The organism is Dysgonomonas termitidis, assembly GCF_054657735.1.
On the sequence record NZ_BAAHYD010000002.1, the window covers coordinates 4,035,403 to 4,049,346 of the forward strand.

Annotated in this window: 7 protein-coding genes; all 7 read left to right on the forward strand. The window is 42.0% G+C overall.

The features are described 5' to 3' along the window. The first annotated feature begins 259 nt into the window (after positions 1-259). Positions 260-3,673, forward strand: a complete 3,414-nt coding sequence (locus ACYQ3L_RS20795; RefSeq protein WP_379999713.1) for a SusC/RagA family TonB-linked outer membrane protein — start codon at positions 260-262, stop codon at positions 3,671-3,673. 45 nt (positions 3,674-3,718) lie between these two features. Next, a complete protein-coding gene (locus ACYQ3L_RS20800; RefSeq protein WP_379999711.1) occupies positions 3,719-5,935 on the forward strand; it encodes a RagB/SusD family nutrient uptake outer membrane protein in 2,217 nt (738 codons plus the stop codon). A 144-nt stretch (positions 5,936-6,079) separates the two neighbouring features. Continuing rightward, on the forward strand, positions 6,080-7,771 hold the full coding sequence (locus ACYQ3L_RS20805; protein WP_379999709.1) for a polysaccharide lyase: 1,692 nt from the start codon (positions 6,080-6,082) through the stop codon (positions 7,769-7,771). 83 nt (positions 7,772-7,854) lie between these two features. Beyond that, entirely contained in the window at positions 7,855-8,502 is a 648-nt protein-coding gene (locus tag ACYQ3L_RS20810; RefSeq protein WP_379999707.1) for a DUF3826 domain-containing protein, read from the forward strand. Between the two features lie 36 nt (positions 8,503-8,538). Then, the gene (locus ACYQ3L_RS20815) at positions 8,539-11,649 is read left to right on the forward strand and encodes a DUF6298 domain-containing protein (RefSeq protein ID WP_379999704.1); all 3,111 of its coding nucleotides are present in this window, start codon (positions 8,539-8,541) and stop codon (positions 11,647-11,649) included. 11 nt (positions 11,650-11,660) lie between these two features. Next, on the forward strand, positions 11,661-12,593 hold the full coding sequence (locus ACYQ3L_RS20820; protein WP_379999702.1) for a glycoside hydrolase family 43 protein: 933 nt from the start codon (positions 11,661-11,663) through the stop codon (positions 12,591-12,593). Positions 12,594-12,595: 2 nt separating this feature from the next. Then, the gene (locus ACYQ3L_RS20825; RefSeq protein WP_379999700.1) at positions 12,596-13,939 is read left to right on the forward strand and encodes a pectate lyase; all 1,344 of its coding nucleotides are present in this window, start codon (positions 12,596-12,598) and stop codon (positions 13,937-13,939) included. Positions 13,940-13,944: the final 5 nt, after the last annotated feature.

Consider the following 13,944-nt stretch of genomic DNA (forward strand, 5'->3'; position numbering starts at 1 on the left):
ATACTTTTGCCACAATCATAACAGTACAGTACAGTACAATAAATATATTTAAAACGTTTAATGATGACTTATGACAAAAACAATGAAATCTTAAAACCATAGGACAGAATATGTTAGTACACTCTTAATATTCTATATACCATCAACTTAGTTAAAATAAATTAAACATTTAACATTTATGAAAAACACTTTTAGGTATTTAATTAGATGCAAAACCGCCAATCCAAAAAAACAGGTGCATGCAAAAAAACTGATTTTTATGCTTTTATGTTGTTTCGCTTTCACAGCACAAATATATGCCCAGCAACAGATCAAAGTATCGGGGGTAGTTAGCGATGAAAGCGGAGAGCCTATAATCGGGGCTAGTGTAACGATACTGAACACTACAACGGGAACTCTGACCGATATTGACGGGAAATTCACATTGAATGTTCCGTCAAATGTGACCTTAAAAATCTCTTATATAGGCTTCACTCCTCAGGAAATTCCTGTAAGCGGGAAAACAACTATCAATGTTGTTTTAAAAGAGGATTCGAAGCTTTTGGATGAAGTTGTAGTTGTGGGATACGGAACACAAAGAGTTAAAGACCTGACAGGAGCAGCGACACCTGTACAGATGGAGGATATTGAGAACTTGCCGGGTTCCAATCTCCTCGATGCTTTATCCGGACAAGTAGTTGGGCTAAATATAACTAAAAGTGATGGACGCCCGGGATCTACAAGCGGGAAAGTTACAATAAGGAGGCCTGCTCCTATACTCTCCGGTGGTACCGGTAACGGACAGCCTCTAATCGTAATCGACGACGTGATACAGGTAAATTATGAGGGAGATCCGGATATGGCAGCGTTCTATGCGTTGGACTATTCCGAAATAGAAAGTATGACAGTACTGAAAGACGCTTCGGCAGCTATATATGGAGCAAGAGCTTCTAATGGTGTTATCCTTATAAAGACAAAAAGAGGAGCAATAGGCTCGCCACAAATATCCTACTCTGCAAAACTGGACTTCTCCGACGCTGTTAGTCACGTAAAAATGATGAATGCCTACGATGTGGGTATACTCACCAATAGAATGTTCAGACAAACTTTTGCCAATGGAGGAAAAGATTATACCGGATTTTCTTATTCAGAGGACGAACTGAATAAAATGAAGTCAATGAACTATGACTGGCTGGGTGAAGCTTGGGATTCATCATTTTCTCACCGGCATTCTTTGAATGTAAGTGGGGGTTCAGAAAAGGCCACTTATTTTGCAGGACTCTCTTATCAGGACCAGGGTACGAACCTTGGTAGCTTACAGGATTATAACAAATGGACTTTCAGAACGGGCACCGAAATCAAGGTTGCCAGCGGATTGAAAATCTCAGCCAGTGTGGCAGGATTTACAAACGAAAAAATAAGCGGCAACGATAATCCGGGTATTAGTGATAGCTCATGGGGAAGACGTGCGGGATCGGACGGTGACTATGTAATACTACGACATATGCCAAAACACATCCCGATGTCTGTCAATCTGGAAACAGAGCCAGGCATTTCAAAAAACTATTGGATATCACCTTATATAGGGCCACATGCTGTAAACAATGCTGCAAATATAAATTCTCTAAGTGCATGGAATTATTTTGCAAATCAGGAGTCCGGGTCTAAAAAAATAAATAAAGAAAACGGCTATAGTGCTAACTTTTCGTTATCTTACGATATACCGTTTATAAAAGGGCTTTCAGTAAAAGGCACTTATGCCTTAAACTATAACAATACATTCGGTGAAGAAATTCAATCATATTATACACTCGCACGCGCTCAGAATACAAACAAAGAAGGGCTGCATTTGATAGATAATTCTACGAAAGGTTCCCTTATTTGGGACCTAAAGGAATATCGTAATAGTGCCAACCCGGCCAGGATTGTATATAAAAAGGCAACCAGTAGAGGAGAACAAATGAACTTTATGATTAATTACGACCGTACATTCGGCGAACATAATGTTTCGGCTGTCGGTGTAATAGAGCGTGCAGAGAGTGAAGGTTCTGATGAAAGTCTGACTTACCAAAATCCATGGAAAAATTATAATGGAACTTCTATCACAGCAGGCGAACTACTTACTGATAAAAGCGCTACTTATTTAAAAAAATATGAAAGCGGTACATTGTCTTATATAGGCAGGGTCAACTACAAATACGGGAACCGTTATCTGGCCCAATTCCTGATCAGAAGCGACGCATCCACTAAATTCGCACCGGAAAACTACTGGGGAACATTCCCTTCCGGGTCTGTAGGTTGGGTTGTTTCGGAGGAAAACTTCTTCAAAAAGAGCAAGGTTGCAAATATTTTCGATTATCTCAAATTACGCTACAGCCTGGGGCTAACAGGGAAAGATAATGTAAATGCATGGTCATGGCTTACATACTACGCCTTTGAAAACGGTACCGGTTTCGGTTCTCAAGGGGGTGAACTGGTTAGTGGTCTGGGTCCTTCAGGAACAGCAAACCGCAATATCAGATGGGACAAAACTGTTAAAACAAACTATGGTATCGATCTGAATATTCTCGATAATAGGCTGGCTCTAACAACAGATTATTTTTATGATAAGACAAGTGATTTGATTATGCTTCCGATGACCAGCTCATATCCTATATATATAGGGGCTAGTGTTCCCCCTGTGAACTATGGAAAATCAGATAGCTGGGGATGGGAATTTACACTAAGATGGAATGATAAGATCAATCAAAGTTTGCTACCAAAATGGGGACCGATCAAATATGGTATTGGAGTGGATTATGGCATATCTTGGTATAAAATGGTACTAGGTACAGATCCTGTCTTTAACCATCCTGCCGTAGTGAATAATAATCAAAATGCCACAGGTTACAGATCACCCGATAACACTTATGGAATGAAGGTCTGGAGGGGGACTTCGTCTGGAGATGGAATACTACGTACAGACGAAGATGTACAGCGTTACTGGCAATATCTCAAGGATCTGGCAGTAACCTCTAAAAACGATCCGAACGCAGAACCAACATATTTCGGAACAGGAATAGGTAAAGACGCTCCTAAAAATATATACAAAGGTATGCTTGCCTACCAGGATATGGCCGGAAGCGCTAATGCTGAAACCGGAATTATCGAAGGGCCGAATGGATCTATTTCAAGTACGGACGGGGAAGATTTCGCAAAGCTTGCTAATAACAGGACACACAATATAAATACAAGATTCAGTCTTCAATGGGGTGACTTTAGTTGGTCTGCACAATTGGCAACCTCTTGGGGTGGATTTGCAGCAATAGATTACGGTGAAAGCCAAATCATAGATGAAAGTAGAATGATATGGGCACAACCAATATTTGCGAATGACATGTATGATCCTGTGGATAATCCGAATGGAAAATATCCAAGCATGGCAGTAAATAATGCATGGAATGTACACTCCGATTTTTGGTCAGTTTCTACCTTCCGTTGCTATGTCAGGAATATGTCATTTGCATACTCTCTGCCAAGAAATATTTTAAAACCAACAGGAATTGACAGAGTTCAACTGGCCCTTACTGGCAACAACTTGTGGGACTTTTATAATCCTTATCCAAAGAAATACCGTAATATGTATGATAGCGCAACTAGAGCAACTTATCCTACTTTGCGAACATGGACATTAAGCTTGAATCTCACATTTTAAAAATCCGACAGATTTAAGAATGAAAAATAAAATACATTCGCATTTATGAAAACAAACAAAATATTAATCACAACGTTGATATGCCTGCTGTTATTATCTGCATGCAGTGATGAATTTCTAACAAAAAAAGATAATAGTAACAACTTCTCTTCAAATTTTGTATTTGACAATCCGGAGCAGGCCAATGCTATATTCGCTTTCTTTTACAAAGGATGTCTGAGTTCCTATAAAAGTCCGATGTATGGTTCCGACCCATTAATGAGGCACAATAACCAAGCTTCCTTTGGTGGTAATGGTGATGGAGGAAAGAATTATGCATTGACAGAAGAAATAGCAATTCCTGATCTTAACGATAAAAGGATCAACATAAAGGCAGCAATTAATGATATATCCCGTGGAAACTTCATTGGCGGCGATCATTATTGGAATGCCGGGTTGAGCAACAGGGATAAACCGAGATCGACTTTATATGCAAGAGTCTATCAGTTAAATCAATTTATAACAGATATAGATGCTACGGGGCGTAATGCTTATAACGATGACACCTACTGGAATAGACTGCAAGGTCAGGCTATCTTTTTACGAGCCTGGTTATATTTCGACGCATTACGCTTATGGGGTGGAGTCCCTTTTTATGCCACAGAAACTGAAATAGCGGATGTCAACGACCGATCTCCACGCCTGACTGTAGACGAGACTGTTGAAAAGATTTGTTCAGACTTCAATCGTGCTGCAAGTTTATTACCTGACAAATGGGAAAATGGGACAGCCGATTATGGAAGATTTACACGTGTTGCTGCCTTGGCAATGATAAGCAGGGTACGTTTATATGCAGCCAGTCCGGTTTTCAATGCCAGTTGGGACACAGGGATCAAGCGTTGGGATGAAGCATTAAAGGCTTCTTTAACGGCCAAAGAGGAGGCAGACAAAGCTGGTTACGGAACATCTGTAAATTCTATTAAAAGCTGGGACGAAATGTATTATGCATACAACGGTGGAACCTTTAATCCAGAGGCACTTATAGTAATTCCTACTGCGAATAATGAGCTGACAGGAACCAGTGGACTTTTGACAAATGTTTGGGAAAAAGAAATTCGGCCGGCATTTCTGGATGGTGATGGCATTGGGGTTCCTGCTCCAAAACAGATGATAGATCTATTCCCTATGGCAGACGGAAAGCGTCCTGTTACTGGGAACAATTATAATCAGAACGAGTTTTACGTGAACAGGGATCCGCGTTTCTATCGCACATTTATCTTCTCTGGCTGTGCGTGGGAAAGTTCTGCCGGAGCAAAGGTACTTTGGTTATACGGTTACAGAACAGGAAATGATGCTTATAATTATACAGATGGCTCAACTACCAATCAGATATATGGAAAAAGTAAAGCCCTTATATGGAAAATGTCTAACCCTAAAGCATCAAATGATCGTCCGGATTTAGGAGGAGCAGATATTCTGGAATACCGTTATGGCGAATTACTACTGAATATTGCAGAATGCTATGCAGCAAAAGGAGACATAGGTTCATGTACAAGCTATTTAAATATGATAAGAAACAGGGTCGGAGCCGGAACCGTACCATCTATCGGCGATAAATATCAGGCACTAGAAGCTGTTTTGTATGAGCGTCGCATCGAATTGGCCTACGAAGGCAAGCGGGCTTGGGATACCAGACGTTGGTTGTTATATGAAGGAGGAGCTGGATTCCATATTGAGAACAGTGGTACGGCCAGTGTTGCTGCCGCTCATGGACAAGGATGGAAAATATATGACGGTAAAAATGGCAGAGCAAGCTATACGTCCGCATCTAATGTATGCACGAAATTAGGTCTTACTCCTATTAGTGGGATGAAACATGTTGCCGAAATCTGGGGAAAGGATATCACCACAATACAAAGTGGAGATCCATTATCTGGTAACACAGAAAAAGCCGCTATTGAAGCCAATCCAATTAAGAGAGATGATTCAGAGGCAGTCAGAGCTGCCAAACTACAACAACTAAAAACGTTCTATGAAAATAATCTCTCTACTGTAAATTTATCGGGTGACATAAATCTTAAATACGGAATGGATTATGTAGCCGACTATCCAAATGCTGGTATCATGTTTAGAGGCTGGTACTACATTTATCCGATACATTACAATATATACATTATTGAGAATGCTAATACTTGGATCACACAGAATGCAGGTTGGAATATTTCGAATGGATCACCAGGATTAGTCCAAGATGGCACCTATATCTATTGTACTCCGGAATAAAAATAATTAATACCCGGAAAAGTCTTCTGTCATTTCGTACAGAAGGCTTTTCATTAAGAACAAAAAAGATTATATAAACTTATATATTTTAAGACAATTAAGTTCTCTCAGTAAAGAAAAGCTGTAGTTTAAAACAAAAAAATCATGAAAAAAAAATTAGTCTTTGCAAGCACAGCCTTTTGCTTACTTGCATTTAATGCTCAGGTATTTGCCCAATACCCCAAAATCACATCGGAAGTAGCCGCACAATCATCCCAATTACTCAAAAAAGCGGAGGAAGCTTCTAATGCTGCCTGGGAAAAAGCATTGCCTATTATAGAGAAGGAAGCAAAAGAAGGCAAACCCTATATTCCGTGGGCAGCCCGCCCGACAGACCTTCCTCAGGCTGAGATACCTGCGTTTCCCGGAGCCGAAGGAGGTGGAGCATATAGCTTTGGAGGCCGCGGAGGTAAAGTGATCGTGGTAACCAGTCTCGAAGATAGCGGTCCCGGGACCCTTCGTGAGGCCTGCGAACAAGGTGGTACCCGTATCGTTGTCTTCAATGTGGCCGGTATAATCCGTTTAAAGTCACCATTGATCGTACGCGCTCCGTATATTACAATTGCCGGACAAACAGCTCCGGGCGACGGCATTTGCGTGGCAGGTGAATCCCTGTGGGTCAATACTCATGATGTAGTCGTACGGCATATGCGTTTTCGCCGTGGTGAAACATGGGTAGGACGCCGTGATGATGCATTCGGAGGAAATCCGGTTGGAAATATTATGATCGACCACTGTTCTACCAGCTGGGGACTGGATGAGAATATTTCATTCTACCGCCACATGTTCAACCCGGGGGACGGTTCCAAAGAACTAAAACTGCCAACCGTAAATGTCACAATACAGAATACAATTTCAGCTCAGGCTCTGGACACATACAATCACGCATTCGGCAGCACGCTGGGAGGTGAAAACTGCACATTTATGCGTAACCTGTGGGCCAATAATGCCGGAAGGAATCCATCGGTAGGCTGGAATGGAATTTTCAACTTTGTCAACAATGTTATTTATAACTGGGTACACCGCTCTATGGACGGTGGAGATTACACTGCCCTGTTCAATGTAATAAACAACTATTACAAGCCGGGGCCTCTTACACCGAAAAGCTCGCCTGTCGGCCACCGCATACTTAAACCCGAATCGGGCCGCAGCAAATTAGGTTACTATGTATTCGGCCGTGTATATGCAAACGGTAACATTGTGGAAGGCTATCCTGAGATAACAAAGGATAACTGGGCCGGGGGAATTCAGGTTCAGGAGCAGGGAAATACCGACGGATATACTGCAAATATGAGGTGGGACAAACCATTCCCGATAGAAAATCCATTCCCTATCATGACTGCACAGGAGGCCTATAACTTTGTACTGGAAAATGCAGGAGCGACATTCCCTAAACGTGATATCATCGACCAGCGTGTACTGGAACAGGTAAAAACAGGAAAAGTATATTACGCAGAAGGGTTGAATCCGGATGATTTCTATCAGTTTGAACATCGCCGCCTGCCAAAAGATTCATATAAGCAAGGAATTATAACGGACATCAAACAGGTCGGAGGTTATCCCGAATATAAAGGCAATCCATACAAAGACAGTGACGGCGACGGTATCCCTGACGAGTGGGAAAAGAAATACGGCCTGAATCCGAATGACCCAAGCGATGCCGTAAAGGATATGAACGGAGACGGATATACTAATATTGAAAAATTTATCAACGGAATTGATCCTGCAAAAAAAACAGATTGGACCAAACCTGAAAATAATTACGATACGCTCGCAAAGAGAAAAAGTTTATTATAATTTAAGACACCGGATTGATGGTACATAATAAATTACAGATATATTTATGTACCGTCAATCTTTTCAATACTCAAAATACTTTTATGAAACAGACATTTTCTATTCTGCTATTTCTGTTCATCGCCATATCTCTGTTTTCTCAGAATAAGGAAGAAGAATACAACAAAGTTCTGCAACAAAGAGCTGATAAAATCGTAAAAACCCTGGGCATACGAAATCAGGAAATTTACGACAAGGTTACGGATATTATTACTAATCAATACAAAGGATTGGGAGCTATCCACGATAATTCCGAGGCACTGATAAAAACCGCAAAAAGCGACATTTCAGATAAAGAACAACGTGAGACTACCATCAAAAACATAGAAAATGAAACCGACGCCAAGTTGTATAAACAGCATTGCGCATACATAGGGGCATTATCGACTTATCTGACCAATGACCAGATCGAAAAGGTTAAAGACGGTATGACATACGGAGTTGTAAAGGTCACCTACGATTCGTATCTCGATATGATTCCAAGCCTCAAGCAAGAGGAAAAAGATCAATTGTACACATGGCTGGTTGAAGCAAGAGAGTATGCAATGAGCGCCTCTTCTTCCAACAAAAAACATGAATGGTTTGGTAAATATAAAGGCCGATTCAATAATTATTTATCACAAAGAGGATATAACATCCAAAAAGAACGCGAAAACTGGAACAAACGTATTGAAGAGCAGAAAAACAAATGATATTCAGTCATTAAACTATATCGAATATCTTAAAACATGAAAAAATCATATTTCATAATACTTCTTCTTATTTTGGGCGGATATACTTCCGCTCAGAATAAGAAAGCGGAAAAACCTGTTCCTCCTTTAGAACTGAAAGATGGCAGGCTTTCTTACACTCCTGACAGCTTAGGAAACAGGATTCCTGATTTCTCCTATGCCGGATATATGGCCGGAGAAATACCTATCCCCTGCCCTGCGGCTACTATAATCATTCCTCATACGGATGGAGATGCCACAAAGATTATACAAAATGCCATTGATTACATTGGAAATAAAGAAACAGACAAGACCGGGATCAGAGGGGTAATTCTCCTCCAACCCGGAGCATACCATATATCAGGAAACCTGAATATCTCGCGTTCAGGAACAATTCTCCGCGGAGCCGGAATGGGCGATAAAGGAACAAGCCTCATAGCCACCGGAAAAGACCGGAGAACCCTCATTCAAATCGAAGGGCAAAAAGACCTGATAAAAGACGCTGCAATAGAAATAACGGACAATTATGTACCGGTAAATTCATTGACACTAAACATCGCAACAGGACATAACCTGAAAACAGGAGATAAAATATTTATCCATCGCCCATCTACTACCGAATGGATAAACAAATTAGGAACAAACCACTTCGGAGGGGGAATAACCGCCCTCGGATGGAAAGCAGGAGAACAGGACTTATATTGGGACAGGACTATTATTTCCGTCGCAGGCAATAGAATAACGATAGATGCCCCGCTCACCACTGCTTTAGACAAAAAATACGGAGGCGGCTTTGTAATACCTTATACATGGAACGGACGTATAAATAATGTCGGAATAGAAAACCTATCATGCATATCCGAATATGATAAGAATAACATGAAAGATGAAGCTCATTCATGGGTAGCTATTTCGATGGAAAATATATGCGATGCATGGATACGAAATATTACATTCCGCCATTTTGCAGGTTCTGCCGTTACCGTGCAGGAAACAGCAAAAAGAATAACAGTTGAAAATTGCAAATCGTTTGTCCCTGTTTCCGAAATCGGAGGGCAACGTCGTTATACATTCTTTACTTCCGGCCAGCAGTGTCTTTTCCAACGATTGTATTCGGAGCAGGGATACCATGACTTTGCTGTAGGATTCTGTGCTCCGGGACCCAATGCTTTTGTGCAGTGCGAATCGGAATTACCATACAGTTTCAGTGGCCCTGTGGACAGTTGGGCCTCCGGCGTATTATTCGATATAGTGAATGTAAACGGCAACGCACTGAGTTACAAAAACAGGATGCATGAAGCACAGGGAACCGGATGGAACGCGGCAAACAGCGTATTCTGGCAATGCTCGGCATCCCTTGTTGAGTGCTTTGCACCACCGACTGCTCAAAACTGGGCATTTGGCACCTGGGCTGAATTTTCCGGTGATGGATACTGGAATGAAAGCAATAATCATATAAATCCCCGTAGCCTGTATTACAAACAGTTGGAAGAAAGACTCGGCGAGTCGTATCAGGACAGGGCCAATCTTCTACCTGTAAGCTCGGAAGCTTCGAGTTCTCCATCTGTGGCAGTAGCGACAGAGCTTACCAAACAGGCTTATCAGGCTCCTGTCACACTAAGCGAATGGATCGATAGCGTAGTAGCAAAACAGAAATTTCCGGCGGATGATAAAGCCGTAATATTTACTTTCAAAGAAAATATTTCAGAAAAAAAACTACCGGTTTACCCTCTGGCCATTACAAATGGCTGGTTAACGAGAAATAATAGTGTCCAAACCGGATACAAGCATAATATCCAGTGGTGGAACGGAACAGTCCAACCGGCATATCTGGCCAAATCGGCCAGTCCCCATATTACACGCTTTGTGCCCGGGCGAACAGGTACAGGGCTGACCGACAACCTTGATTCCGTCGCTTCATGGATGCAAAAGAACAATATTATCGCTATCGACCATAATTATGGTTTATGGTACGACCGCCGTCGCGACGATCATGAGCGGGTACGCCGTATAAACGGGGAGGTATGGCCGCCATTCTATGAGCAGCCTTTTGCCCGCAGCGGACAAGGCATGGCTTATGACGGGCTGAGCAAATATGACATCACAAAATATAATGACTGGTATTGGTCGCGGCTGCATCGCTTTGCTCAGATCGCCGATAATGACGGATTGATACTCATGCATCAGAATTATTTCCAGCATAATATTATCGAAGCCGGAGCCCACTGGGTTGACAGCCCATGGCGTCCTGCCAATAATATTAACAATACAGGCTTTCCCGAACCTGCGCCATATGCGGGAGATAAACGTATTTTTCTGGCTGAGCAGTTTTACGATATCAGCCATCCTGTAAGACGTGAACTTCATCGCGCATATATACGGCAATGCCTCAACAATTTCAGAGGGACAAACAGCATAATACAGTTGATAAGCGAAGAGTACACAGGACCTCTCCATTTCGTCCAGTTCTGGCTCGATGTCATTGCCGGGTGGGAAGCCGAAACAGGAGAAAAGCAACTGATTGCCCTTAGTACAACAAAAGATGTACAGGATGCCATCCTTGCCGACCCTGTACGTTCCAAAATCGTAGACATCATAGACATACGTTACTGGTTTTACCGTAACGACGGCTCTACATATGCACCCGAAGGCGGTCTGAATCTTGCACCCCGTCAGCATGCAAGACTGGTGAAACCGGGAGGTAGCGATTTTAACTCGGCATATCGGGCCATCAGCGAATATAGGCAAAAATTTCCGGACAAAGCGGTTACCTTTTATTCCAGCACTTATCCGCAACAAGCATGGGCGGTATTTATGGCTCAAGGCTCTCTGGCCTGCCTGCCTAAGATAAGCGACGGCAGATTCCTCAAAGACGCATCGGCTATGAGCATTATTCCCGAAATGAATACAGAAGGACAATATGTACTGGGAAATCCAGCAGTAGGATATATCATATATTCCGATAATAAAACCATCTCTATCGACCTGAGCGGCACTAAGAACAGTTATGACCTTTATCAGATCGATGCCAAAACAGGAGAAATAAGTAAGGACAGACAACAAATAAAAGGCGGAAGTGCAGTCAGTATTCAGAAGAAAGAGACAGTGCTTTGGCTTGTAAAAAAATAAATCACCCTATTATGAAGAAAAGTATCTTATTCTTGTTCGCATTAATAGCATTTATATCCTGTGATACAAACAAAAATAAAGAACAAAAGGAAGCAGAGGTATATATGTTCACTTCTTTCCGCGAACCTGCTACTGACGGATTAAAATTATTATACAGTTACAACGGATATAAATGGGACAGCATACCCGGCATATTCCTCAAACCGGAAGCCAGAGTTCAGAAATTGATGCGTGACCCAAGCATTGCCACAGGGCCAGACGGTACATTTCATCTGGTATGGACTTGCAGTTGGAAAGGCGATCCGGCATTTGGCTATGCTTCATCAAAAGACCTGATAAACTGGTCGGAACAGCGACATATCCCCATTATGGCATTCGATACGACCACTGTAAATGTATGGGCGCCCGAACTATTTTACGATGACGTAAACAATGACTTCATTATTGTCTGGGCTTCCACCATTCCATTCAAATTTGAAAAAGGAATAGAAGACGAAGATAACAACCACCGCTTGTACTATACCCGTACAAAAGACTTTAAGGATTTCTCAAAAGCTGAGATACTCTATGACCCTGGATATAGTTCAATCGATGCGGTAATAGTAAAACGTGATTCAGCCGATTATGTATTGGTATTCAAAGATAACACACGTCCTGAAAGAAATATGCGTGTAGCTTTTGGAAAAACAGCCATTGGACCTTACGGCAACCAATCGGAGAAATTCACGGAGAACTTTACGGAAGGGCCTTCTGTTGTCAAGGCCGGAGACGAATGGCTGATTTATTTCGATGCTTACAGGAAAAAATCATATGACGCTGTCTCCACAAAAGACTTTAAAACATTTACAGATATCAATGGTAAAATATCCGTACCCACAGGCCATAAACACGGCACTATATTCAAAGCGCCGGAAAGAGTATTAAAAGCCCTATTGGATAAATAAATATGAAAAGAATTCCAGTCATATTATTGTTTTTAATATTCTCCTTACTTATAAACGCGCAGCTACCTGCATTTCCGGGAGCTGAAGGCTGGGGAATGTATGCTACAGGAGGAAGAGGCGGTATCGTCTTAACTGTAACCAATCTGAACGACTCCGGCGAAGGCAGTTTCCGTGAGGCTGTAATGAATCCGAATCCCCGGATTGTCATATTCAAAATATCCGGAACCATCGGATTAAAATCGGAACTTATAATAAAAGATCCATTCCTGACAATTGCCGGGCAAACAGCTCCCGGTGATGGTATCTGCCTGAAGAATTTCCCTCTGCGGATTCAGAATACTCATAACATCATTATCAGAAGTATCAGGGTCCGCCCGGGAATCGAATCAGGATTAATCGGTTCCGAAATTGATGCTATCGAAATCAGGGAATCCGAAAATATTATAGTCGACCACAGTTCTTTCAGCTGGTCGAATGACGAAGGGATAAACAATTGGCACAAAAGTGGTCACATCACATTCCAATGGTGTATTATGAGCGAGCCGCTCAACCGGTCTGTACACGAAAAGGGAGCGCATGGATTTGCTTCCACCCTCGGTGGATATAAATCGTCCTTCCATCATAACATACTGGCTAATGCTGTTGCCCGCAACCCCAGCATTGGAGGGAATGACAGCCACCATACTGTACTGCTGGATATCCGCAACTGTGTAATATCTAATTGGGGGCACCGTTCATGTGACGGGAAACCATTATCCGTAAACATTATAAATAATTACTATAAACCGGGGCCGGCAACAAAAGACGATGTAAAGCGACGCATTGCCCGTATAGACAGGACCGATCATATGGGATTCGGTAGTTTGTGGCATATCGAAGGGAATTATGTGGAAGGCTATCCTGATATTTCCGCCAATAATTGGGACGGAGGGATTGATTTCGAAGCTAATACTTCGATAGAAAAAAACAGGCAGGCTGAAGCGTTTAAGGTAGCTGGCGTGACAACCCAGTCTGCTACCGAAGCCTATAAGTCTGTATTAGCAAATGCCGGCTGTACAAACAGGGATAGTCAGGAAGAAAGAATCATAAAGCAAATAGAAACCGGAAAGTATCTCTATACCAAAGACGGAATTGTAGATAATATAGAACAAGTGGGGGGATATCCGATCTTAAAAACCGGAACCATATTAAAAGATTCGGACGGGGACGGCATGCCCGATGAATGGGAAATAGCACAGGGATTAAACCCGCATAACGCGAAAGACGCGTCTCTCGTTTTTCAAAATGGCTATACCAATATAGAGAACTATATCAATAGCCTGATTCCCGATCCATATAAAAAATAAACACC

What these genes read in the sequence shown, in the direction of transcription:
- ACYQ3L_RS20795 (WP_379999713.1), top strand. Translation starts at nt 260, where the DNA reads ATGCTTTTATGTTGTTTCGCTTTCACAGCACAAATATATGCCCAGCAA.
- ACYQ3L_RS20800 (WP_379999711.1), top strand. Translation starts at nt 3,719, where the DNA reads ATGAAAACAAACAAAATATTAATCACAACGTTGATATGCCTGCTGTTA.
- ACYQ3L_RS20805 (WP_379999709.1), top strand. Translation starts at nt 6,080, where the DNA reads ATGAAAAAAAAATTAGTCTTTGCAAGCACAGCCTTTTGCTTACTTGCA.
- ACYQ3L_RS20810 (WP_379999707.1), top strand. Translation starts at nt 7,855, where the DNA reads ATGAAACAGACATTTTCTATTCTGCTATTTCTGTTCATCGCCATATCT.
- ACYQ3L_RS20815 (WP_379999704.1), top strand. Translation starts at nt 8,539, where the DNA reads ATGAAAAAATCATATTTCATAATACTTCTTCTTATTTTGGGCGGATAT.
- ACYQ3L_RS20820 (WP_379999702.1), top strand. Translation starts at nt 11,661, where the DNA reads ATGAAGAAAAGTATCTTATTCTTGTTCGCATTAATAGCATTTATATCC.
- ACYQ3L_RS20825 (WP_379999700.1), top strand. Translation starts at nt 12,596, where the DNA reads ATGAAAAGAATTCCAGTCATATTATTGTTTTTAATATTCTCCTTACTT.